Annotated in this window: 25 protein-coding genes; 3 read left to right on the top strand and 22 right to left on the bottom strand. The window is 34.2% G+C overall.

Translation table 11 applies throughout. The features are described from left to right. From tnpB to Q3V94_RS01430, 3 genes are all read right to left on the bottom strand, one after another. The coding region (gene tnpB, locus Q3V94_RS01440) for an IS200/IS605 family element RNA-guided endonuclease TnpB (protein WP_303524744.1) at positions 1-999 on the bottom strand (999 nt) is incomplete at its 3' end. Positions 1,000-1,103: 104 nt separating this feature from the next. Next, positions 1,104-1,868 carry a LytTR family DNA-binding domain-containing protein gene (locus tag Q3V94_RS01435; RefSeq protein ID WP_303524743.1) on the bottom strand — a complete coding sequence of 255 codons (765 nt, stop codon included), beginning with the start codon at positions 1,866-1,868 and terminating at the stop codon, positions 1,104-1,106. Next, a complete protein-coding gene (locus tag Q3V94_RS01430) occupies positions 1,840-3,492 on the bottom strand; it encodes a LytS/YhcK type 5TM receptor domain-containing protein (RefSeq protein WP_303524741.1) in 1,653 nt (550 codons plus the stop codon). Before Q3V94_RS01430 ends, Q3V94_RS01435 begins: the two co-directional genes overlap by 29 nt. A gap of 148 nt (positions 3,493-3,640) precedes the next feature. Between Q3V94_RS01430 and Q3V94_RS01425 the strand changes: the two genes are divergently transcribed. Together Q3V94_RS01425 and mgtE are read left to right on the top strand one after the other, a co-directional pair. Then, positions 3,641-3,802 carry a hypothetical protein gene (locus Q3V94_RS01425; protein ID WP_156792075.1) on the top strand — a complete coding sequence of 54 codons (162 nt, stop codon included), beginning with the start codon at positions 3,641-3,643 and terminating at the stop codon, positions 3,800-3,802. Continuing rightward, positions 3,753-5,087: a magnesium transporter gene (gene mgtE / locus Q3V94_RS01420; protein WP_008909267.1), complete on the top strand. Its 1,335-nt coding sequence runs from the start codon at positions 3,753-3,755 to the stop codon at positions 5,085-5,087. The genes Q3V94_RS01425 and mgtE overlap by 50 nt, the downstream gene beginning before the upstream one ends. Before the next feature lie 29 nt (positions 5,088-5,116). Here the strand turns inward: mgtE and Q3V94_RS01415 are convergent, their stop codons facing one another. Both Q3V94_RS01415 and Q3V94_RS01410 read right to left on the bottom strand, forming a co-directional pair. Next, positions 5,117-6,751, bottom strand: coding sequence for a carbon starvation protein A (locus tag Q3V94_RS01415; RefSeq protein WP_008909268.1), 1,635 nt, complete (start codon positions 6,749-6,751; stop codon positions 5,117-5,119). 18 nt (positions 6,752-6,769) lie between these two features. Next, positions 6,770-7,267: a hypothetical protein gene (locus Q3V94_RS01410; RefSeq protein ID WP_008909269.1), complete on the bottom strand. Its 498-nt coding sequence runs from the start codon at positions 7,265-7,267 to the stop codon at positions 6,770-6,772. Between the two features lie 118 nt (positions 7,268-7,385). On the opposite strand from Q3V94_RS01410, the gene Q3V94_RS01405 reads away from it, so the two are divergent. After that, positions 7,386-7,850, top strand: a complete 465-nt coding sequence (locus tag Q3V94_RS01405) for a spore coat protein (RefSeq protein WP_303524737.1) — start codon at positions 7,386-7,388, stop codon at positions 7,848-7,850. A gap of 57 nt (positions 7,851-7,907) precedes the next feature. Here Q3V94_RS01405 and glmS read toward each other — a convergent pair whose 3' ends face one another. The 17 genes from glmS to cdaA form a co-directional block, all read right to left on the bottom strand. Continuing rightward, positions 7,908-9,737, bottom strand: a complete 1,830-nt coding sequence (glmS, locus tag Q3V94_RS01400; RefSeq protein WP_303524736.1) for a glutamine--fructose-6-phosphate transaminase (isomerizing) — start codon at positions 9,735-9,737, stop codon at positions 7,908-7,910. Positions 9,738-10,075: 338 nt separating this feature from the next. After that, positions 10,076-11,422, bottom strand: a complete 1,347-nt coding sequence (gene glmM, locus Q3V94_RS01395; protein ID WP_303524735.1) for a phosphoglucosamine mutase — start codon at positions 11,420-11,422, stop codon at positions 10,076-10,078. A 73-nt stretch (positions 11,423-11,495) separates the two neighbouring features. Continuing rightward, positions 11,496-11,957: a DUF134 domain-containing protein gene (locus Q3V94_RS01390; protein WP_303524734.1), complete on the bottom strand. Its 462-nt coding sequence runs from the start codon at positions 11,955-11,957 to the stop codon at positions 11,496-11,498. A gap of 89 nt (positions 11,958-12,046) precedes the next feature. Continuing rightward, the gene (locus tag Q3V94_RS01385; RefSeq protein WP_274767229.1) at positions 12,047-12,865 is read right to left on the bottom strand and encodes an ABC transporter permease; all 819 of its coding nucleotides are present in this window, start codon (positions 12,863-12,865) and stop codon (positions 12,047-12,049) included. A gap of 10 nt (positions 12,866-12,875) precedes the next feature. Beyond that, positions 12,876-13,700, bottom strand: coding sequence for an ABC transporter permease (locus tag Q3V94_RS01380; RefSeq protein ID WP_303524732.1), 825 nt, complete (start codon positions 13,698-13,700; stop codon positions 12,876-12,878). Between the two features lie 8 nt (positions 13,701-13,708). Beyond that, a complete protein-coding gene (locus tag Q3V94_RS01375; protein WP_274767227.1) occupies positions 13,709-14,707 on the bottom strand; it encodes an ATP-binding cassette domain-containing protein in 999 nt (332 codons plus the stop codon). A gap of 281 nt (positions 14,708-14,988) precedes the next feature. Then, a complete protein-coding gene (locus tag Q3V94_RS01370) occupies positions 14,989-15,519 on the bottom strand; it encodes a 2-oxoacid:acceptor oxidoreductase family protein (protein ID WP_008907388.1) in 531 nt (176 codons plus the stop codon). Beyond that, complete coding sequence (locus Q3V94_RS01365; RefSeq protein WP_008907389.1) at positions 15,519-16,271, bottom strand: thiamine pyrophosphate-dependent enzyme; 753 nt, start codon at positions 16,269-16,271, stop codon at positions 15,519-15,521. The genes Q3V94_RS01370 and Q3V94_RS01365 overlap by 1 nt, the downstream gene beginning before the upstream one ends. After that, a complete protein-coding gene (locus tag Q3V94_RS01360; protein WP_274767224.1) occupies positions 16,271-17,344 on the bottom strand; it encodes a 3-methyl-2-oxobutanoate dehydrogenase subunit VorB in 1,074 nt (357 codons plus the stop codon). Before Q3V94_RS01360 ends, Q3V94_RS01365 begins: the two co-directional genes overlap by 1 nt. 18 nt (positions 17,345-17,362) lie before the next feature. Continuing rightward, positions 17,363-17,572 carry a 4Fe-4S binding protein gene (locus Q3V94_RS01355; RefSeq protein ID WP_008907392.1) on the bottom strand — a complete coding sequence of 70 codons (210 nt, stop codon included), beginning with the start codon at positions 17,570-17,572 and terminating at the stop codon, positions 17,363-17,365. Positions 17,573-17,595: 23 nt separating this feature from the next. Then, positions 17,596-18,270 (bottom strand): hypothetical protein, encoded by a 675-nt coding sequence (locus tag Q3V94_RS01350; RefSeq protein ID WP_008907393.1) that lies wholly within the window; start codon positions 18,268-18,270, stop codon positions 17,596-17,598. Positions 18,271-18,278: 8 nt separating this feature from the next. After that, a complete protein-coding gene (buk, locus tag Q3V94_RS01345) occupies positions 18,279-19,346 on the bottom strand; it encodes a butyrate kinase (RefSeq protein WP_008907394.1) in 1,068 nt (355 codons plus the stop codon). A 12-nt stretch (positions 19,347-19,358) separates the two neighbouring features. Further along, the gene (ptb, locus tag Q3V94_RS01340; protein WP_008907395.1) at positions 19,359-20,267 is read right to left on the bottom strand and encodes a phosphate butyryltransferase; all 909 of its coding nucleotides are present in this window, start codon (positions 20,265-20,267) and stop codon (positions 19,359-19,361) included. Beyond that, the gene (buk, locus tag Q3V94_RS01335; protein WP_008907396.1) at positions 20,264-21,346 is read right to left on the bottom strand and encodes a butyrate kinase; all 1,083 of its coding nucleotides are present in this window, start codon (positions 21,344-21,346) and stop codon (positions 20,264-20,266) included. Before buk (Q3V94_RS01335) ends, ptb begins: the two co-directional genes overlap by 4 nt. Before the next feature lie 88 nt (positions 21,347-21,434). Continuing rightward, a complete protein-coding gene (locus tag Q3V94_RS01330; RefSeq protein ID WP_008907397.1) occupies positions 21,435-23,039 on the bottom strand; it encodes an NAD(P)/FAD-dependent oxidoreductase in 1,605 nt (534 codons plus the stop codon). Positions 23,040-23,051: 12 nt separating this feature from the next. Beyond that, positions 23,052-24,260: a YbbR-like domain-containing protein gene (locus Q3V94_RS01325; RefSeq protein ID WP_008907398.1), complete on the bottom strand. Its 1,209-nt coding sequence runs from the start codon at positions 24,258-24,260 to the stop codon at positions 23,052-23,054. Continuing rightward, positions 24,233-25,075 (bottom strand): diadenylate cyclase CdaA, encoded by an 843-nt coding sequence (gene cdaA / locus Q3V94_RS01320; protein WP_008907399.1) that lies wholly within the window; start codon positions 25,073-25,075, stop codon positions 24,233-24,235. Before cdaA ends, Q3V94_RS01325 begins: the two co-directional genes overlap by 28 nt. Positions 25,076-25,077 lie beyond the last annotated feature (2 nt).

Below are 25,077 nucleotides of genomic sequence, written 5' to 3'. Positions count from 1 at the left end.
TTTCCATTCTCTCAATGCTAAATTCTTTACATCAGGATTTTTATATCCACATTCACTACATGTTTGACTTGATGCATAATTTTGTGGTGCTATTATTATTTCTCTGCCATACCATCTTGCTTTATATTCTAACATCCTTCTAAATTCTGCCCATGATACTTCTGTTATTGCTTTGGCTAATTTATGATTTTGTTGCATATTCTTTACCTGTAAATCTTCTAAAACTATCACTTGATTTTCGTGTATAATTTTAGAAGATAATTTGTGAAGAAAATCTTTTCTTTGATTTGATATCTTTTCGTGTAGTTTTGCAAGTTTTTGTCTTGTCCTTTCATAGTTTTTACTTTGCTTTTGCTTTCTTGATAATGATTTTTGTATAATTTTAATTCTTTTTTCTGTTTTTCTTAACCATTTTGGATTTTCTACCTTTGTTCCATCAGATAAAATAGCAAATTCTTTAATTCCTAAATCTATACCTACTTTTTTATCTATTTTAGGTAATTCTTTAATTTCTTCTTCTACAAGTATAGAAGCATAATATTTGCCTGTTGGCGTTTTTGATATAGTTACGGATTTAATTCTTCCTTCAAATTGTCTGTGTTGTTTTATTTTTATTTTTGTCTTTAACTTTGGAACTTTTAGATAACTACCTTCAAGTGTTACTGTCCCATTTTGATTATTTGTAGTATAAGACTGGTAACCTTTCTTTTTCTTGAACTTTGGAAAGGCTGTTTTTTTATCTCTAAAGAAATTTTTATATGCTTTTTCTAAATTAAGCTGTGCATTAGCAAGGGCAAGGCTATCTACTTCCTTTAGAAACGGATATTCTTTTTTATATTGTGCAGGTGTATTGTTTAGCATTTCCCCTGTTTTTTTATAATGTTCTATTCTGTCATGTAGCATTTTGTTGTATATAAATCTTACACAACCAAATACTTTAGCAAAATATTCTTCTTGTTCTTTTGTTGGATATATCCTGTATTTATAAGCCTTTAGCAAAATTACACCTCCTTCCTGTAATACTGATTATATCATAAAAAAGAATTTATCAATCAACATTCATCACCCACTTATAGAAGTGGGCGACTTCTGTTACTCTTTAGTTAAATTCCTAATGCCTCCTTTAAATCTTTAACCCTTAGGCGACTTACTTGAAGCTCTGTTTTTTCGTCATCGTTCATAATAATTTTATAAGTTCCATTAAACCAAGGATATATCTCCTTTATTTTATTTAGATTTACTAAATAACTTTTATGAATTCTAAAAAATCCTGTCTTTTCCTCAATCTCATTTAAGGTATAATTTGTAAGATATGTCTTGTCCTTTGTTTTAACGAGAGTCTTATCATTTTCTATATAACAAAAATAAATAGCATCCAAATCTAGCAAAATAATCTTTTCGTTTTTTTCGCATGCTAGTTTTTTAATCCTATTTTGCCCTTCAAATTTTTCAACTAAATTTTTTATGCTTTTTTCAAGTAAATTTTTGCCGGCATATTTTTCAACATAATCCCTAAGTCTAATTAATGTTTTTTCAATTCTTTTGTCATTAAAGGGCTTTAATATATAATCAACAGCTCCAACTTCAAAGGCCTTTAATGCATATTCCTCATAGGCTGTTATAAAAATAAAGTAAATTTCTTTATTTAAAAGAGTTATTTCCTTTGCCAAATCCAACCCACTCATTTCCGGCATATTGATGTCCAAAAAAACAACATCTATTTTATTCTCCTTCAACCAGTTTAAAGCTGCCTTACCGTCATTAAAAATTCCTTTGATTTCTATAAAATCATATTTATTTAAAATAAATTTAAGTTCCTCAATTGCAGGCATTTCATCTTCAACTATTATGCAATTTATCCTCTGCATATACTCCCTCCTTTGGGACTTCAAAGCTTACTTTAGTTCCAGCTCCATTCTCTGAAAAAATATTTAACGTTGCTCCTTCACCATAATAAATCTTTAGTCTATCGTTTATATTTTTAAGACCTATACCTGAACTATCCTTCAAAACCTTCTTTAATCTATCCTTCTCTATTCCAATTCCTGTGTCACTAACTTCAAAAAAGACTTTATCTTTTATATCCTGAACTTTAATCTTTACTAATCCACCATCATGCTTTTTAGTTAAGCCATGCTTTATAGCATTTTCTACTAAAGGCTGCAAAATAAACTGTGGTATTAATATATCCCTTAACTTCTCATCTATTTCATATTGAATTTGTATTCTCTCCCCAAATCTTGCCTTCTCTATATTAAGATAAAATTCAATAAGTTCAAGCTCCTTGTTTAATGTAACAAACTCTTCGGATTTTAATGTCCCCCTAAAATAATTTGATAAATCTAAAATAAGATCCCTTGCCTTTATAGGATCTAATCTACAGAAGGAAGCAATTGTATTAAGAGCGTTAAACAAAAAATGAGGATGGACTTGAGCCCTTAGAGCCTTCAATTCCGAAAGTGCAGCAGTCTCAACCTTTTTGTTTAGCTTATATATTTCAATCTGAATTGCTAAAAGCTCTGCAAGTTCCCTTAAAAATTCCTTAAATCTCTTATCATGGTCATCTAAGGAGTCTACTTCTATCCCTAAAACCCCCTCTATTTCATCATTAATTATAAGAGGAATAAAGTAAAAATAAATCTCTACATGATCCTTGTTGTAAAGCATAATTATCTTTTCCACAGGTTTTTTAAAATAATCCTTAACCTGCATATTTATAGTATCAACATCTAATTCATCTCCAATATAGCATAAAACCTTTTCCTTATCTCCAATTAAAACTCCCCTAAAATTTCCATCAAATTTAATAATTTCAGCAATCTTTAAGGATGTATGTTTATTTAGACCCCTCCTTAAATAAACCGAAGCTTGTTTTGCTATATTTAAAGATTTTAAAGCATTTATGGCAGCTATTTCATTGTAATGTCTCCTGACTGTTTTAATTATATCAATAAATATTGCAACACCTAAGGCATTAATTATAATCATTGGAATGCCAATTTCCTTTTCAAGTTCTAACGCAAGATAAAAGGGTTTTGCCAACAACAATACAAGGAATATTTGAATAGTTTCTGCAACCACACCTGCCAAAAGGCCAAGGAATGGAGATAGTTCATGGCTTTTTCCTCTAAAATAGGCTCCCACAAGACCTTCAATTATTGTTGCAATCGCACAGGCAAAACCGGTAAATCCGCCAAGCAAAAGCCTATGTCCCCCCGCAATAGCACCAACAATTGCACCTACTATCGGGCCTCCTATATATCCTGCTACTATTGCCCCAATAGGCCTTATATTAGCTATAGCACCGCCTGTCACCCTAACTCCAAGATAAGTGCCTAATATTGAAAATAGGCTAAAGGAAATTATTAATGCTACCTTATCCCCTACAGTTAAATTCTTTTTAAAGAATTTTTCGAACAATGGCGAATGGGTAAAAATATATGCTGCTAAGGCAACAAGGGCCATTCTTTCAAAGAGAGTTATAAAAAGCATCCTTTTACCTCCAGATTTTTAATTTCAACTTTAATTATAACATAAATTCTTTTGAGCTTATAAAGAAAAATATTTCCTTGTCTATATTATGTAAATACTTTATAATAAATTTGTTCACAAATAGTGTAGTAGGATGGGGGTGAAGAGAATGGAAGAAGGAGGCAGTAGTAAAATAATCTTAAAAACAAACAAGAAAATATCCCAAACTAATTTTCCATTCTTAAAATTAACCCTATCATATTACATTAGGAGTGATGAAAATGAAAAACATAATAGAATTAATAAATCAAAAAAAATTCCTGGAAGCTAGAGAGGAATTGGCAAAAAAGAATGTTGTAGATATTGCTGCGTTACTTAGCGAAATAAAAGACAAAGAATTGGTCGTTAAGATATTTAGAATTCTTCCTAAGGATATTGCCGCAGATGTTTTTTCCTACATGGAACATGAACAAAAACTTTTTATTATAAATTCAATAACCGATGCTGAGGTAGCAAATATAATAAATGATCTTTATATAGATGATACAGTAGACTTCCTAGAGGAACTTCCAGCAAACATGGTCAAAAAAATATTAAAGAATACTGATGAAACTACCCGTGCAATTATTAATCAATTTCTAAATTATCCCGAACATTCAGCTGGAAGCATCATGACTATAGAATATGTAGATCTAAAAAAAGAAATGACAGTTGAAGAGGCCCTTGAACATATTAGAAAAACCGGTGTAGACAAAGAAACTATAAACACCTGTTATGTTATAGATGAAAATAGAATCTTAGAAGGAATAATATCAATTAGAAAGCTTATATTATGCGATAAAAATAGTATAATTAAAGATATTATGAAAAAAGACTTCATTTATGTAAACACTTTAGATGATCAAGAAACTGTAGCAAAGCTCTTTAAAAAGTATGACCTTATTTCTATACCAGTTACTGATAATGAAAAAAGGCTTGTAGGGATTATTACAATTGACGATATTATAGATATCATAGACCAAGAGAACACAGAGGACCTTCAAAAAATGGCTGCCATGGCTCCAAGTGAGGAAGAATATTTAAAAACAAGCACCCTACAGCTTGCCAAAAATAGAATTACTTGGCTTTTAATACTTATGATTTCTGCAACTTTTACAGGCAACATCATAAGAAAGTTTGAGGATGTTTTACAATCAGTAGTAATTCTTGCCGCCTTTATTCCTATGCTTATGGATACAGGTGGAAATGCTGGTTCCCAATCATCAACTTTAATAATCAGAGGACTGGCTCTTGGTGAGATAAAGTCTAAAGATGTGCTAAAGGTTATAAAAAAGGAATTGGGTGTAAGTTTATTAACAGGAATTGTATTAGCATTTGTAAATTTTATTAGATTACACTTTTTAGAAAAGACTAGCCTTTTAATTTCCATTACTGTTTGTATAAGCTTGTTCTTCACTGTTGTTCTTGCAAAGGTTGTAGGAGGTATTCTTCCAATAGCTGCAAAAAAAGCTAAGGTTGACCCTGCAATAATGGCAAGTCCATTAATAACAACAATAGTGGATGCCCTTGCCCTTATCATATATTTTACAACTGCAAAAGTTTTATTAAAAATATAAGGCTACCCATAACAAGGTAGCCTTATATTTTACGCCTTTATATCCTGTGATATTTTCTTATTTTTTATAACATTAATAGCTTCTAATAATAGAACAATCGCAAGTATAAACAGAACTATTGCAATTACAACCAATATATAATTTTTAGCTATAAAGTAATTTCTGGTCAGTATAATCAACGCAGAAAGCGTAACGCAGAACATAAAAATCATTGGAATAAGAGTAACTATCCTATTCTTACCTATTCTTGTTAACCATGCGGTAACAGCTAATAATGCAAGTGCTGCAAGAAGCTGATTTGCTGATCCGAAAATCGGCCATATCTTTTGATATCCATATGCTAAAATTAAAGATGCACAAACAATTGTAATTATTGTTGCAACATATTTATTAGTTAAAGCTGAATTCTTTCCTCCTACAGTTTCAAAGAATTCCTGGAATACATACCTTCCAAGTCTTGTTGCAGTATCAAGACTTGTTAACGCAAAGGCTGTAAATGCTAAAATTACAAATACCTTTCCAAATTCTAATGGAATTCCAAAGCTATTCATAAAGGTTGCAACGCCATTTGCAAATATCAATGCGGGTGTTCCTTCTGCCTTTGAAACATAAGCAATTGAAATCAAAGCAACAATTGCTAACATACCTTCAATAAGCATTGCACCGTAACCTACAAGTTTTGCATCTTCTTCTTTATCAATCTGCTTTGCCGATGTCCCTGAACTTACAAGGGAGTGGAAACCTGAAATTGCACCACAGGCAACTGTTACAAATAGTATAGGGAATAGATATTGTGCACCAGTCTTTGTTGTAACTGTAAATCCTTTAAAAGCAGCAAGTTCAAGATTAGGATGTAAAATAAATATTCCTAATAATCCTCCAAGAAGCATTGCATAAAGCATAAATGAGTTCAAATAGTCTCTTGGTTGTAATAATAGCCAAACTGGTAATACAGAGGCTAAGAAGATATAAATAAGAAGTATTACATACCACGTTGACTTAGAAAGAGCTAAGAAGGGGAACTTATATCCTATCCATATTGCAAGGAAAAGTAGTATTACTCCAACTACTGTTGAAACTGCAACGCCATAGCCTTTTCTATATACCATAAAACCAAATAAAACTGCAAGGACCATGAAAAGCATAGATGAGGTTGCAGCTGCTGGCCCTGCCTGGAAACCTTGCACCTCTGGATTGTAAGCAAAGGATGATGCTACGATATCAGTAAATGCTGCAACAATTAAAACTAACGTAAGCCAAGCAAAAAGGTTAAAAAGTATCTTTCCTTTTTTACCAACATTAGCTTCAATTATCTCACCTATCGATTTACCATCATGTCTTATAGAAGCTACTAATGAACCAAAGTCATGCACGCCACCTACAAATATACTTCCAATAACGATCCAAAGATAAACAGGAATCCATCCAAAAATCGCTGCCTGAATAGGTCCTGCGATAGGTCCTGCACCAGCAATGGAAGCAAAATGGTGACCTAAAAGAACCTTAGAGTTAGCTGGAACATAATCTACTCCATCGTATTTTGTATGGGATGGTGTTGGCCTTTTTGAGTCAATTCCCCATTGTCTAGCAAGATATCCACCGTATAATGTGTAGGCTGTTAAGAATAAAATTGCGCCTATAATAACTAGCCATACAGAATTCATAAAAACACCTCCTTATTTTTAAGGTGCTTCTTCAAGCACCTTTTTTAACGACTTGGCAGCTTTGCTAAAAATTAATTCATCGCTGGACAAGTCAACCAAAACTACTCTTACCTCACTCCAACCATGTAGATAAAATTTATATACTTTTTTATACTTAAATTTCTTTATATATTTTTTAATATCCTCTGTTGAAGCTTTGATGAGCAATATACCTGTTATGACGGTTGACATGTGATTAGGATTGGGTTTTACAAATTCCTTTTGCAATTCGACAAGGTTATTAACAAATCGTTTGACCTTATTTATATCAGCATTATGCACTATTTTTACAAATATAAATTCATTATTTTCATAACAATCTATAATATCCTTTTTTGTTAAAAAGGTTCTTATATTTTTAACATGGCTTTTGGCAAATAAATCAAATATTTCTCCATTATACCTAAACCCACTGTCAATATCAAAGTTCCTTTTTAACTTCTCATATAAAAAGCTTATAAATTTTTCTTCCTGCATATTTATTCTCCTCTTTTAATATTTACTAATATTTATTTCTATATATGATAAATATTTCCTTCTTATTAAATGTTATATTTTTTTAATTAATACAAATATTATATTTGAGGTGATATATATGAATTTAACTCAAAAAGAAAGAATGTTACTACAAGATCAAAAGTCCCATGAAGAGTTATGCATAAAAAAATACACAACCTATGCTCAGCAGGCTAAGGATCCTCAACTTAAACAAATATTTATGAATCACGCTCAAATTGAGCAGCAGCATCTTAATACAATAAACCAAATATTAAACGGTCAGGTTCCTAATATGAATCAGCAGCAAGGTCAAACTCCTCCTTCACCAAGCTTTACTCCTCCTGCGACACAGGCTGGAATTCCAAGCCAAAGTGAGGCTGATATGTGCAAAGACATTCTCGCAACCGAAAAGTATGTATCCGGAACTTATGATACGACTATATTTGAATTCAGAGACCACAACATAAGGCAGGTTCTTAATCATATTCAAAAGGAAGAACAGGAACACGGAGAAGCCATCTTTAAATACATGGAAAGCAAAGGGATGTATCAAGTGCAGTAAACAAAAGACATGGCTCCAATAGGTTAAAATTCTATTGGAGCCATTCTTATCCATTAATTACTCAACTGTTACTGACTTTGCAAGGTTTCTTGGTTTGTCTACATCGCAGCCTCTTTCAACTGCTGTGTAGTAAGCAAGAAGTTGTAGCGGAATTACGCTCAAAACCGGTGCTAAGATTGATAAAGTCTTTGGAAGATATACAACTGCATCTGAAACCTTTGAAATATCGTCATTGCCTTCAAAGGCAAAGGATATTACATGGGCACCTCTTGCAACAACCTCCTTGATGTTGCTTAACATCTTTTCAAACAGTTCATCCTGTGTTGCAAGGGCAATTACAGGAACTCCCTTGTCTATTAATGCTATTGGGCCGTGCTTTAGTTCTCCTGCTGCATAAGCCTCAGCATGGATATAGGAAATTTCCTTTATCTTTAATGCACCTTCTAATGCAACAGCAAAGTCAAGGCCTCTTCCAATATAGAACATATCCTTATGAACATAGTGCATTGCTGCAAATTTTTGAATTGTTTCCTTTTGTTCTAAAAGATGTTCCGCCTTTTCTGGAAGCTTTAACATTTCGTCCCTTATAAGTCTAAACTCTTCATCTGAAACATTGCCGTTAAGCCTTCCAAGATAAAGGGCTATTATATACATCGCAATAAGTTGTGTTACATAAGCCTTAGTTGATGCAACGGCAATTTCAGGACCTGCCCATGTGTATAAAACATCAGTAGCTTCCCTTGCAACTGAGCTTCCAACAACATTTGTTACAGCAATCACCCTTGCTCCATTTTCTTTGCCAAGTCTTAAGGCAGCAAGAGTATCTGCAGTTTCTCCCGATTGGCTTATAACTATCATCAAAGTATTTTTGTTTATAAGAGGATTTCTATATCTAAACTCAGATGCCACATCAACCTCAACAGGGACTTTAGCAAGTCTTTCTATAACATATTTTCCAACCATTCCTGCATGATATGCAGTTCCACAGGCTACTATATATATTTTATTTATATTCTGAAGATCCTCTTTAGTTAGTTTAATATCATCAAGTTTTATTTCATCTACTCCCGGCATTAGCCTTGAAGTCATTGTATCCTTAATCGCCTTTGGTTGTTCATGAATTTCCTTAATCATAAAATGCTCATATCCGCCTTTTTCAGCAGATGCAGCATCCCATGTTACATGGAAAACTTCCTTATTAACCTTTAATCCTTCAATTGTATAAATTTCAACATTATCCTTTGTTAAAACAGCCATTTCCCTATTGTCAAGAAGATATACATCCCTTGTGTATGGTAAAACCGCTGGAATATCTGAAGCTATAAAGTTTTCACCATTGCCTTTTCCTACAATAAGTGGACTGTCCTTTCTAACTGCGATGAGTTTATCTGGTTCTTTGCTGCAAACAATTCCAAGGGCATATGAGCCTTCAATTTTTGATACAGCCTGCATTGTTGCCTTTACAATATCCCCATCATAGAAATAATCTATAAGATGTGGAACTACTTCTGTATCTGTTTCAGTTTTAAATTCATAGCCTAATGAAATAAGCCATTCCTTAAGCTTTAAGTAGTTTTCTATTATACCGTTGTGAACAACGCTTATTGTAAAATCCTTGTTAGAATGAGGGTGGGAGTTAACATCTGAAGGCTCCCCATGGGTTGCCCATCTTGTGTGTCCAATTCCTAAAGAACCATCTATTGGATTAGCCTTCAATCTTTCCTCTAAGGCAGAAAGTCTTCCTTTACATTTTTCTATCTCAATTTTTCCATTATTTACAATAGCAACACCTGCTGAGTCATATCCTCTATATTCAAGCTTTGATAAACCTTCAATCAAAATTGGAACAGCCTTTTTAGGCCCTATATATCCAACTATTCCGCACATATATTTTCTCCTTTCATATACTTTCTAGCTAGCATTTTTGACCCGCTCCCCCTTTGTCCCGAAAATCGCTTTTCGGTTTTGTAGGGTAGCTAACGGTGGTCAGCCGCAGGGCATCCGCCGATTACTCGATAAACCCTGACCTCGTCAACTTATTGGCAACCCAATAAGTCCCGGCGCTTATAAGTTTTAACATCAAATCATCCTACTTTACTCTACTAATCCTCCTCCCTTCCTTTATAAATAAAGTCAAAACCGCCAAAGGGCAGTTTTGACTCTATTATATAATAATTATATGCAATTTTAAATATAATTGTTAAAAATTAATAAATTATTTAATTTTATCTGCATTTTTTCTCAATAAGTTCGGCAATTTTCCTTGCCATATTAGTAATCTTATCTAAATCTTCACCTTCTATCATAACTCTAACTAAAGGCTCTGTTCCTGACGGCCTTATGAGAACTCTTCCACTTCCATTTAGTTCTGCTTCAGTCTTTTCTATTTCCTTTACAATCTCCCCATCCTTTAAGTATGCATCCTTTTTGTCATTAGCAACCTTTGCATTTATTAGAACCTGAGGAAGCTCCTTCATTATTGAAGCAAGTTCAGACATCTTCTTTCTGCTCTTTTTTAGAACAGAAACAAGCTGAAGGGCAGTTAAAAGACCGTCACCGGTGGTATTATAGTCAAGGAAAATAATATGCCCTGACTGTTCTCCTCCTATTTTATAGCCACCCTTTAACATTTCCTCTAAAACATATCTATCTCCAACCTTTGTTTTTACTGTGTTTATACCTTCCCTTTTGCAGGCTATGTCAAGTCCTAAATTGCTCATAACAGTAACAACAAGGGTATCTTTATCAAGTTTTCCCTTTTCCTTCATATCCTTTGCACATATTGTCATTATAAAATCTCCGTTGACGATGTTTCCATTTTCGTCTACAGCAAGGCATCTGTCGGCATCACCGTCAAAGGCAAGTCCAATATCGCATCCTTTTTCTTGTGTGAATTTTCTTAATTCCTCCATATGGGTTGATCCACAATTTTTGTTTATATTTTTTCCATTAGGATTATTGTGGATAACATAAACTTCTGCACCTAACTCTTTAAAAAGCCTTGGAGCTGCAAAATATGAAGCACCTTCAGCACAATCAAGGGCAATTCTTAACCCTTTAAAATCAACGTCTATAGTTGATTTTAAAAATTCAATATAATCTAAAATAGCATCCTCTTTAAATTCCCTAACTCCAAGATCTTCTCCAATTGGGGAAGGCACTTCTGTAAGATTATTATTAATAACCTCCTCAATTCTATCTTCTACTTCATCTGGAAGCTTATATCCATCCTTATTAAAAAACTTTATCCCATTATATTCAACTGGGTTGTGGGAAGCTGATATCACAACGCCTGCATCAGCATTATATAATCTTGTAAGGTATGCTACTGCAGGAGTTGGAACAACTCCAACGCATATTGCATGGGCACCTACAGACATTATTCCAGCAACAAGAGCTGATTCAAGCATATCCCCTGAAATTCTTGTATCCTTTCCTACAATGATTGTAGGCTTGTGGGCACCTTCCGTTAAAACATAGGCACCTGCCCTTCCAAGCTTAAAGGCAAGCTCCGCTGTAAGCTCTCTATTAGCAATACCTCTAACTCCATCGGTTCCAAACATTCTTCCCATATCCTACTCTCCTTCTTGTAAACTTACATTTGATATATTAGCATATAGATACTTTCATATCAATAATTACTTTTTACAAGCATCTACCATGTTTTCTTCCACAACCCCTGCACTGTCCTTTCTCTTCATCTTTTATGCAGGAAAACTCCCTTGAGCCACATCGTGGACATCTTTCCTTTGATATTAAATTGCCTGTTGCCGCCTTCCATACTTCTCCACATTTTTCACACTTTGCAGTGCATTCGTTTATTATATAGTTTCCACCTTCTATTCTTAACACCTTGCCATTTACTAAACTGTCTGCAACTTTTTTCTTGGCTTCTGTATAAATTCTTTGAAACGTAGACCTTGCCACCATCATCCTTTCTGCACATTCAACCTGATCTAACCCCTCAAGGTCCATAAGTCTTAAGCTTTCAAGTTCCTCAAAGGATAAAATTATACAATCTTCATCAGGGGTGTCATTATCAATGGGACCAAATAACTTTATATTAGGGACATAATATATTTTTCTTCTTTTTTTAGGCCTTGCCATTCCAATTCCTCCATAAATGTAATTTCCAATAATATTTTATCATTATTCCAGATTAATTCAACAAAAATAGTCCCCACTTTAAAGTGGGTTTAATGAGTCCCTAATATTCCAAGTTCTTTGCATTTCCTTTCTACCTTTGCAAAGGCATAACTTCCAACTAACCAAAAGATAAATATAGAAATAACAATTATTAGAAACTCTTTATCTAACGGCATTAAGGGAGTCTGACCTAATAATAATGCTCTAATACTATCATTTACATAAGTCATTGGCAAAATCATCGATATAAATACAAATCCCCTTGGCATTACCTTTATAGGGAAGGCCATACCTGACAAGGCATTTAATGTAGAATTTGTAATATCAACTATAGGTCCAGCTTCCTTTGCAATTAAAACTAACGAAGCAACGAAAAGTCCAAGGCCAAACAAACCTATTATACCCGGCAAAAGAAAGGAAATAGCCTTTAATATATTTTTATTAACTGTAAATCCAAAGGCAAAGTGACATACTATTCCTATTAAAATCACTTCAAAGGTAGTGGCTAAAAATTGAAATAGTGTCCTTCCTAAAAGTAGGGCGATTCTATTTGAAGGAGAGCTCCAATTTGATTCCAAAACTCCCTGTCTCATCTCATCCTTCAACGAAAATCCTACTGACCAAAATATCATAGAAACATATGCAGATACCATAAACCCAAGCACCATAAAACCTATATAATCTGAATTTCCAGTATATTTTTCAAAGCCTTCGATTCTTCCGTTGACGCTAAAGGCCTTACCCATGAAATAAAAGGGAGATAACCACATCAACGGCTCAAATAAAGTCATCAACACGTTTACCGGATATCTAAAATACATCTTCATGCTAATTAAAAACCTTGCCTTAAGCACATTTAAAAAGCTCATCTTCCCACCCCTAAAATCTTTCTAAAGAACCAGATATTTTTACTCTTTTTTCTACTAATTTAAAAACCAACATTCCCAATATTAAAAATATTATACCTTCACCAGAACATAATATTAAATTATATGCAGTTTCCAATAAGGTTTTATCCATAATCAAAATGTCCCTTGCAGCTTGTATTCCAAAGGTAAAGGGTAAAAACTTGGCTAAAGCTTGCATCCAATTTGGCATTATATATATTGGATAAGTTATTCCACAAAGTATCATCATGATTCCCCTTGCAACATTTACAGCAGCATTAACTTCCTTTGCCCAAAGTATTAAACTTGCGAATATCATTCCAAGGCCATAAACTCCAGGAAAAAGTATAAGAAATACAACTATCCAATCTATTAAATTTCCAGTAAATTTAATTCCATAAATTAGCCTGTATTCTATGATTCCAATCACGCTAAACATAATGGATAGAACCATAGAAATTATGCCGGCACCAAGCAAAATTGAAAATTTGTTTACGGGACACAGCCAATTGGACTCTAAAGTTCCCCTTAACTGTTCCTCCCTTAAATATCCTCCATAATTCCACATAGTAATATTAACTGCCATCCAAACCATGGTGCCAATTACTATATAGCCCATTATATTTTCAGTTCCTGCAACCTTTTGAAACACAATAAGTCCTTTTTTATCAGGTCCAGCATATGCAAAGGAAGTTAAGATGTATAAAAGTGGAAAAATAAGAGGCCAAATAATAACTGAAATAAACCATGTAGGATATCTAAATAAAGTTGCTAAATCCTTTTTAGCCACAGCTAGAATAACCCTTAAATTCTGCATTTTTTCACCTACTCCCTTAAACTCTTTCCTGTTAGATGGATAAACACATCCTCAAGGGACGGTTCTTCAACATTTATATTTAGAACCTTTGCTTTTTTCTTTAAAACATAATCTAAAATCTCATGAATGACGCTTTCTCCATCATGATGATGGATTGTAACCTCAAAGGTTCTATTTTGTTGATTATAGTGGCTTAATACATTTTGAACCTTTTCTAAATTTTTCAAACCCTCAATAGTCTCATAAGACGTCCCTATAAGTTCTAATTTCATAGTTTTCACTTCATTTATACTTTTTTTAAGATTATCTGGCTTGTCGAGGGCGATTATTTTTCCTGAATCTATAATAGCCACCCTATCGCTTAAAAAATCCGCCTCCTCCATATAATGGGTAGTCAATAGTATCGTCTTGCCTTCCCTTTTGAATTCAAGAATTATCTCCCTTAAATTTATAGCCGACTGGGGATCTAATCCTAGGGTAGGTTCATCTAATAATAATATTGGTGCATTAGGCATTAAGGCTTTACCAAGGGCCACTTTTTGTTTCATTCCAGTGGAAAATTTTTCAACTATTTGATCTGCCTTTTCGCTAAGTCCTAGCCTTTCTAAAATCATTTCTGCCCTTTCCTTTGCTTCTTTTCTTTTAAGTCCATAAAGGGCACCAAAATACTCGAGGTTTTCCCTTGCTGTCAATTTCCAATAAATACTTCTATCCCCAGCTAAAACTGTTCCAATATTTCTTTGGGCTTTTATAGTTTCCTTTACAACATCTATTCCCAAAACTAATATAGTTCCTTCAGTTGGGAGTAAAAGCCCTGTTATCATTTTTATTAAAGTTGTCTTTCCTGCACCATTAGGTCCTAAAAGGCCAAATATTTCTCCTTTATAAATATCAAAACTAACACCATCGACTGCTTTGAATTCTTTTACTTCTGATTTTTTAAATAGTGCTCTTTTCTTTGAATAAAAATATTTTTTTACATCTCTAACCTCTATTGCCTTCTCCACCCCTACAACACCCTTTCCAAAAATTTCTTATAAGTTTATTTTAACATAAAACTTAATTTTTTCAATATTCATTTTAATATTTTTAATATTGTTCTTAATTTTATTTTTATTTGTGATTTATATTTTTTATTTTTATAATATTATAATTAATTTTATAACTTCACAACCAATCAATCGGCTATTCGATAAATTAAGAATGATAAAATTGAAAAAATATAGAAAATTATTAGATAATGCTAAAATATGCTATATAAAAAATAAAAGAGAGGCTAAGCCTCTCTTTATTTTGCAAACTCTGCTCCTCTTTCAAGGGCCTTTTTATTTAATTCGTAGAACTGCTCTTTTCCATGCTCCTTCAATGCCTTAAGAAGTGACTCCATTGAAACTATCTTAGTCTTTTCAACAAGAGCTCCTAAAAGAACCATGTTGGCAATCTTCTTTGATCCAACCTCTTCTGCAATCCTTTGTGCAGGTATTTTAATAACTTCTATGTCCGTTCTTTCTGGCTCTCTATTTACAAGGTCGCTATCCATTATCAAAAGTCCACCTTTTACAACATATCTTTCAAACTTATCAAGGGATGGTCTATTCATTACTACAACAGCTGTTGCATCCGTTACAAGCGGAGCACCGATTGGTTCATCGCTTACTATAACTGAACAATTTGAAGTTCCTCCACGCATTTCTGGTCCATAGCTTGGGAACCATGAAACATTTAAGTTTTCTTCAAGACCTGCATGGGCTAAAAATTTTCCCATTGAAAGAATTCCTTGACCGCCAAATCCTGCAAATATTATCTCCTGATGTGGCATTATTTCACCTCCCCAGCTGTTATATCCTTCTTAACTCCAAGAGGATAGTATGGTATCATGTTATCCCTTAACCATTTAATTGCTTCGTTTGGTGACAATCCCCAGTTTGTTGGGCAGATTGAAAGAACTTCTACCATTGTAAAACCTTTACCCTGCATTTGTAATTCAAAGGCCTTCTTTATAGCCTTCTTAGCCTTTATTATATTTGGAACGCTATCAACTGAAACTCTTTCAACATAAACTGCACCATCAAGAGTCGCAATCATTTCTGAAACCCTTATTGGATGCCCTGCAGTATTTACATCCCTACCATAGGGTGATGTTTCTGTAACCTGGCCTGGAAGCGTAGTAGGTGCCATTTGTCCCCCAGTCATACCATAGATAGCATTATTTACGAATATAGTAGTTATCTTTTCTCCTCTTGCTGCAGCATGAACTATCTCAGCTGTTCCTATAGCCGCAAGGTCACCGTCTCCCTGATAAGTAAATACTATACTATCTGGCACTGCCCTTTTAATACCTGTAGCAACCGCTGGTGCTCTACCATGGGCAGCTTCATACATATCGCATGTAAAATAATCATAAGCAAGAACTGAACATCCAACAGGTGCAACACCTATTGTTTTATCTAAGATTCCAAGCTCATCTATAACTTCTGCCACAAGTCTGTGGATAACTCCATGGGTACAACCAGGGCAGTAATGGGTTGGCACGTCTAAAAGTGCCTTTGGTCTTTCAAATACTATAGCCATTACTTAGCACCTCCTACGATTTCCTTAATTTTATTTGCAATTTCAGCTGGGGTTGGAACCATTCCACCGCTTCTTCCATAGAAGAATACAGGCTTTCTTCCGTTAACTGAAAGTTTTACATCTTCCACCATTTGACCTTCGCTCATTTCAATTGATATAAATCCAGCTTTAACCTTGTCCATAACTTCATCAAATGCCTTCTTTGGATATGGCCAAAGGGTTATCGGTCTTATTAGCCCAACCTTTATTCCTTCCTTTTCAAGCATCTTAATTGCATTTTTACATATTCTTGATAATGTTCCATAGGATACTATTGCTAAATCAACTTCTCCATCAAAATTGTAAAGTTCATATTTAACTTCATTCTTTTCTATTTCAGCATATTTTGCTTGTAATTTTCTGTTGTGTGCTTCTAACTCCTCTGGCTTTAAGAAAAGTGAATTTATAACATTATGATTTTGTCTTCCTCTTAAGCCATTTGCAGCCCAAGTTTTTTCTGGAAGATTTCTTGTAGTTTGTCTTTCTTTAAATTCAACAGGTTCCATCATCTGCCCAAGCATTCCATCTCCCATAACCATAACAGGGTTTCTATACTGATCTGCAACATCGAAGGCTTCTTGAACAAGGTCAACAAGCTCTTGAACTGATGATGGTGCATAAACTACCATTCTATAGTCTCCGTGTCCGCCACCCTTTGTTGCTTGGAAATAGTCGGACTGTGCAGGCTGAATTCCACCAAGACCTGGGCCTCCTCTAACGATGTTTATGATTACACATGGAAGTTCAGCACCAGCTATATATGAAATACCCTCTGATTTTAAGCTAATTCCTGGACTTGAGGATGATGTCATCACTCTAACACCAGCGCCTGCTGCACCATAAACCATGTTTATAGCAGCAACTTCGCTTTCCGCCTGTAAAAATACTCTTCCAACCTGTGGCATTCTCCTTGACATATAGGCTGCAACTTCAGTTTGTGGTGTTATAGGATAACCGAAAAAGCATTGGCAGCCTGCATGGATAGCAGCTTCACCTATGGCTTCGTTACCCTTCATTAATACCTTTTTAGCCATCTTATTTACCTCCCTAAATTATTTTTCAACAGTTATAACAACATCTGGACAAATTCTTGCACATGAAGCACAAGCAATGCATTTTACCATCTTCTCTTCTGTCACTGTCGCTGGGTGATATCCTTTGATATTCAATTTTTCTGAAAAGGAGATGATTTTCACAGGACATACTTCGATACACAAGCCACATCCCTTGCACCTATCTTCTCTAAATGTTACCTTACCCATACATAGGCCTCCTTTTAAATTAATTACTCTAAGTCACGCCTCCAAGGAGGAAGCATAAATATTTTTATTGGGAAAATATTTCCCCCAATTTCTTCTTTAACTTGTGAAACCAAATCTTCCCTTACTGCCGTAAAGGCAATAGGAATATTAATTTTTTCTGAAACTTCCTTGACAATCTCAAATCCTTCTTTAATCATATCTACTGTTGTTTCATATGAAAGATTAGTATTATTAATAAGATATTTTACCTTTAGCCTCGATGCCCTTTGGATTTCATCTATATACTGAATTATGCTATCTACATCATTGGTTAAAGGCCTTATTGTATTAATAACAAAATACATATCATAGTCTTCTTCTCTAAAGTATTTATTGTATTGTCCTAAAGCAACAGCTCCCTGATCATCGCCACCAACATCTAAAACAACTTCATATGTTTTATCATTAAACACAGTTAAAGTATTTAAAGGCACTGTCCCAAGCTCTGCATTTGAAAACTCCTTTGGTGTAGCGATAACCTTTATACCCTTTTCTTCTAAATAATCTGTTTGATCTCTTGTGCAAAAATATGGATTTACTATATCAAGATCGGCAATCGCAACCTTTTTACCCTCTTCATTAAGTTTTAGAGCATAATTTATAGCTATTTCAGTTTTACCACTTCCAAAGTGACCTGTAAAAACTCTAATTCTTGACATTAAATCACCTACTTATATTCTTTAGCAATCTCTTCTCCCCTTAAAACTCTAAGTCCACCTTCTGCAAGGGCAAGCATCTCATCCTCACCCGGATAAACTACAACAGGTGCAATAAAGCTTATTCTTTCCTTGATCCATTCTACAAATGTCTTACCATATGCAAGACCGCCTGTTAGAATGATAGCATCTACTTCTCCCTTTAAAACAGTTGCACACATTCCTATTTCCTTCGCAACCTGGTATGCCATTGCCTTATAAACAAGTTCTGCTTCTTTATTTCCTTCATTCATCATCTTTTCAACGTCTCTTGCATCGTTTGTTCCAAAATAAGCCATAAGACCGCCTTTTCCTGTTATTTTTTTCTTTATTTCATCTAAAGTATATTTACCAGAGAAACAAAGTTTTACAAGATCTCCAACAGGTAGGCTTCCTGTTCTTTCTGGTGAAAATGGCCCTTCTCCATCTAAGGCGTTATTTACATCTACGACTCTTCCTTTTCTATGCGCTCCAACAGAAATTCCTCCACCTAGATGAGCCACTATTAAATTTAGCTCTTCATATTTTTTCCCATGTTCCTTTGCATATCTTTTTGCAACTGCCTTTTGATTTAAAGCATGGAATATGCTTTTTCTTTGTATTTCAGGCATACCTGATATTCTTGCAATTTCATCCATTTCATCTACTACAACTGGGTCAACGATAAATGCAGGAATGTTAACTGACTTTGCTATTTCATAGGCTATTACTCCACCTAAGTTAGATGCGTGTTGCCCTTGAACGCCAATCTTTAGATCTTCTATCATTTTTTCATTAACGTTATATGTTCCACCTTCGATTGGTTTTAAAAGTCCACCTCTACCAACTACAGCATTTAATGATTCGATTGGAACATTCTTTTCCTTTAAAGCACTTAGTATAACATTTTTTCTAAACTCGTATTGTTCAAATATAGTATTGTATGGTGCAAGCTCCTCTGATGAGTGTCTTAAAGTTTCAACGAATACGGGGTTTAAGTCATCAAAAACTGCTATTTTAGTTGAAGTTGAACCAGGATTAATAACAAGCATTCTAAACATAGAAATTCCTCCTTATTTTGTAACTTCAGCCACTAAACTAGCAAGGGCAATTGAATACAACTTGCTTTCGTTGCTATCAGCTCTCGAAGTTAATATTACTGGAGCAGCTGCTCCTGAAAGAATTCCTCCATTCTTTGCGTTAGATGTATATGTAAGAGTTTTATACATTGCATTTCCTGTTTCAATATTTGGAACTAAAATTATATCCGCATGGCCTGCAACAGGGCTCTTTATTCCCTTATGCTTAGCTGCTTCTTCTGAAAGGGCATTGTCTATTGCTAATGGTCCATCGATTATGCATCCCTTTATCTGTCCTCTATCGTTCATCTTTGATAAAACTGCTGCATCGATTGTTGGTTGCATATCAGGATTTACAACTTCAACTGCTGCAACAACTGCAACTTTTGGCATTTCCATTCCTATAGACTTCGCAACTACCACTGCATTTTCAATAATTTCCTTTTTAGTTTTCAAATCCGGTGCTATATTCATAGCAGCATCAGTTAAAAGAAGCATTCTATTTAATGCTGGAACTTCAAACACAGCAACATGGGATAAAACTTTACCAGTTCTAAGTCCCCTTTCCTTGTCTAAAACAGCTCTTAAGAATGTAGCTGTATCAACAAGTCCCTTCATTAGCATATGCGCTTTCTTGCTTGAAACAAGTTCAACAGCTAATAGGGAAGCTTTTGCATTGTCCTTTTCATCGATTATCTCAAACATATCCTCAGGAATTCCAAGGATTTTTTCACATTCTAAAATCTTTTCCCTATCTCCAACTAATATAGCATCTGCAATTCCCATTTTCTTAGCTTCAAATACAGCCTCTAATACAGGCTCATCCTGTGCAACAGCAACAGCGATTTTTTTAGTTGGATAGCTTTTAACTTTTTCTAAAATTTGATCAAATGTTTTAATCATATTACCACCTCTTTTTCATATATTTTTGCTTCTTCTTCACCTTTAACTACTCTAAAGGCACCCTCTGCAAGGGCAAGCATTTCATCTTCCCCTGAAACTACTTCTACATCTGCAATGAATTTTACTCTATCTATAATTAATTCATTTAATAAATTAGAATGAGCAAGGCCTCCTGTTAAAATTATCCTGTCAACTTTTCCACATAAAACCGCTGCACAAGCTCCTATTTCCTTTGCGATTTGATAAGCCATAGCTTCAAATATAAGCTTTGCATATTCGTCGCCTTCATTTATCCTCTTTACAACTTCCCTTGCATCGTTTGTTCCTAAATATCCAACAAGGCCACCTTGACCAACCATTTTTTTCTTAAGTTCCTTATATGTATATTTGCCTGAAAATGCTATTTTTACAAGATCACCAACTGGCACCCCTCCACATCTTTCAGGCGAGAAGGGTCCACCCTCATTAGCATTATTAACGTCTACTATTTTCCCATTCTTAAGAGGGGCAACAGAAATTCCTCCGCCTAGATGGGCAACAATAAAATTAACTTCATCTAACTTTTTGTTTAGCTTTTTAGCTACCCTTCTTGATACTGCCTTAATATTTAAAGCATGGACTAACGACCTTCTTGGAATCTCTGGAAGACCTGAGATCCTTGCAATATCTTCAAACTCATCTACGGCAACCGGATCTACTATATATGCATTTATCCCCTGTGAATCGGCTATAGATTTGGCTATTATCCCCCCAAGATTTGACGCATGTTCACCCTGATAACCTATCTTTAAATCCTCAATCATCTTATCAGTCACTAAATATGTCCCGCTTGGCATTGGTCTTAAAAGACCTCCACGTCCTACAATTGCAATAAATTGTGAAAGTTCAAATCCTTCTTCTTTGATCCATTCTAAAATAGCATTCTTTCTAAATTCATACTGATCAGCAATTTTTTCAAATTTTGCAAGTTCTTCTGCTGAGTGAGAAATATTTTGCTGCCTTAAATTTTCAGTTCCCTTAAAAATAGCTACCTTTGTTGAAGTTGAACCTGGATTAATTGCTAGTATCAGTTCCCTCATGATACCCCCACCTTTTAAAAAAGTATCCACTTATATTTTAATTTATTACACTTTAACTTTGCAACTATAATTTAAATTTAATTAAAACTTATCCTTCATAAGGTTTAAACTTTTGCATGATTTTTTCCGCAACCTTCATTCCATCAACAGCAGCTGAAATAATACCTCCAGCATATCCCGCTCCTTCACCTGCCGGATAAAGCCCTGATATATTGGCACTTTCTAAATTTTCATTTCTTTCCATTCTAATAGGAGATGACGTTCTTGTTTCAACCCCCGTCATAATTGCATCATATCTTGCAAAACCTCTTATTTTTTTGTCAAAATCCTTCAATCCTTCTTTTATGGAATTTATTACATAATTAGGTAGACATTCACTTAAATTAGCAAAATTATATCCCCTTGTATAACTTGGTTTAACCTTGCCCAATTTTGTGGAAATTTTATCCTTTAAAAAGTCTCCAACCAGCTGAACAGGAGCTAAATAATTTCCACCACCTTTTTTAAAGGCAAGGCCTTCATAATGTCTTTGAAATTCTACACCTGCAAGGGGGTGATCCGAACCAAAATCAGAAGGGTTAACTCCAACCACAATTGCACTATTTGCATTTTCTTTATCCCTAGCAAACTCACTCATTCCGTTAGTTACAACCATATTTTCCTCAGATGAAGCTGCAACTACAGTCCCCCCTGGACACATGCAAAAGGAATAAACAGGCCTTCCTGACCTTGTTGTATAGGTTAATCTGTAGTCAGCTGCCTTAAGCCTTGGATGTCCTGCAAATTTCCCATATTGATTTTCATCTATCATTTTTTGAAGATGTTCAATTCTTAATCCTATTGCAAAGGGCTTTGGTGATATTAAAAGTCCCTTATTGAATAAAACTTCATAAGTATCCCTTGCACTATGCCCTATTGCTAGTATAACTACATCACTGGGAATTTCAATGTTATCATTTACAATTATGGATACCAGTTTGCCATCCTTTATATTAAATCCAGTAACCTTAGAATTAAAGTAAATTTCACCTCCTAAAGATATAATCTTTTTTCTAATATTCTTCACAACCGTCTTTAATATATCCGTTCCAATATGTGGTTTTGCAACATACTTAATCTCCTTTGGTGCACCAGCCTTTACAAATTCATCTAAAACAAAATCACATCTTTTATCCTTTATTCTCGTTGTAAGTTTACCGTCTGAATATGTTCCTGCTCCGCCTTCCCCAAACTGAACATTGGATTCTTTATTTAGCTTACCTTCCCTCCAAAATATTTCAACATCTTTGTCCCTTTCATCGACTTCCTTTCCTCTTTCAAATATTATCGGCCTATAGCCATGCATAGAAAGTAAAAGTCCAGCAAATAATCCTGCTGGCCCTAACCCGATAATTATTGGTCTATAATTTAACTTTTCATTACCATATTCAATTTTCAATTCTTCTTCCTTTGGTTCAATCGTTATATCTTTATTCGATGCCCTTTCTACTATCTTTATTTCATCCCTACACTCAAACATAACTTGATAAACAAAATCAATTTTTCCCTTTCTTCTTGCATCTACCGATTCCTTTAAAATCCTGAAATTTTGCATATCGTCAACTGAAATATTCGCAAGCTTTGCTGCTTTAGGTTTTAATAGGCTGATGTCCTCATCAATAGATAGTCTTATGTTGTTTATTTTAATTGGCATATGCAACCTCCATCATTTTTTATTTATATTTACTGTAGCTTCATTTATATGCTTTCTTTTTAGAGCCACATTGTTAGGCAAATCAAGTTTTATTGGAATTTGATATTCGCCCTCCTGCTTATCTGATACATCTACATAAGCAATAATAGAATCTGAACTAAGAGAATTAATTATGCTTTCTGATCCCATAACTGTAACGTTAATCTTTGTTGGATAAACTAAATAATCATAATCGTTGTTAACATTATGAATTTGTAAATCTACCGATAATGTCTTTTCTATTTTATTTTCTACCTTTATGTCAACGGTTATACTTTTTATATTATTTGCTAGTGAAATGCCTTCTGGGATTATCAAATTAATATCTTTATAGGTTGATAAATTAATCTTTGACAAATCCATCGGTTCTGTCTCAATATAATCAACAGCATTAATTATGTCTTTTTCACCAATTATTTTAACAGATGCAGGCATTGGGCTTATTGAATGTAATATTTTATTGTCCGGAACTTCGCCCTTTGTTTTTACTATAACAGGAACTTCTTTAGACGGCTTAATCGGAAAGTAAACATCAATATATTTAGGCTCAATATTAAGGTATTGGACAGAATCTCCATAACTGTCTATAACCTTTATTGGTAAAGAGGCTGAAAAATCAGTATCCCGCTTAGATAAATCGACATTTATAACAGCACCTATAGCTTTAGCTACATATGTTTCTGGTCCTCTTATTAAAATCTCTGAGGGCTTTATATTTGGATTAACATATCCAAAGCCTTCCTTAGGCTGGCCAGTTATATTTAAGCTTACGGGAACAGTCTTTTCAAGTAAGCTATCGATCTTTACCTTGACATAGGGAATTCCCCTTTCATAAAGAACAGAAACCCCTTTAGGTGCCGATTTAACCTCAACCGGAACATTGTTAATTCCCTTTTTAATATATCCTCCTAAATCCGCCTCTAATCTAAAGTCTTCAGGTTTTGCCTTAAAAACATCCATTGCTCTTCCTGTAATTGTTAAATTTACCGCAAAGGTTTGGTTAGGAACTATCGTCAAATTGTTTTGTTCTAAATTATCAAGATTAGTAAAATAAACTGGAATATCTTCTATAACCCTAGTTTGTGTTGGATTTTGTTCCCCCATAACATAAATCCATAAAACAAAAGCAATAAATACACAAAAAATCATAGTTATTATTTCTTGTTTGTTTTTCCAAGCCATATTTTCACCTTCTTAAACATTGTTGAATCAGTAAACATATTATGGATAAGAAGCTTTGTTAGGACATTTTTTAGCCTTTCTATGTTGTATCCCCTTGTAAGTCTTCCATTTATCGCCAAAGAAATAGTGCCGGTTTCTTCAGAAACAACAATGGAAATGGCATCTGACGATTCTGTTACACCTATTGCTGCCCGATGTCTTGTTCCAAGATCCTTATTGACATTTTGCTCTGTTAACGGCAGAACACATCCTGCAGCAACAATCCTATCTCTTCTTATTATTACCGCCCCATCATGAAGTGGAGAGTTTTCAAAGAAAATATTTTCCAAAAGCTCGGATGAAACAATACCATCGATTTTTGTTCCGCTTGCCACGAAATCATTAAGTCCAGTCTCCTGTTCAATAACGATTAGAGCACCTGTTTTAGTCTTTGCCATATTATTGACAGCCACAGCTATTTCATCTACAACCTTTTGAATTTCTTCATCCGATTCAAAAAACTTTTTAGTTAAGAATCTACTTCTTCCTAAATGTTCCAGAGCCTTTCTCAATTCTGGTTGAAAAATAATAAGTAACGCAATAACTCCAACTGTTAATGTATTTTTAATTAGCCAATATAAAGTTACAAGTCCAAACCAATCGCTAAGTTTCATAACAACAGCGATAAAAACAAGTCCCTTTAAAAGCTGTTCAGCCCTTGTCTGTTTTATAAAAATATAAAATTCATAAAAAATGTAAGCTACTATTAAAATATCAATAACATTTCTTATACTCATATTTTTAATAAGATCCATAATTCCAGTAAAGCCATTCATAT

The organism is Caloramator sp. CAR-1 (genome assembly GCF_030546345.1).
In the GTDB taxonomy this organism is placed as follows: Bacteria; Bacillota; Clostridia; order Clostridiales; family Caloramatoraceae; genus Caloramator; species Caloramator australicus.
The sequence above is the reverse complement of the archived record's forward strand: the minus strand, read 5'-3'. Positions and strand labels throughout refer to the sequence as shown.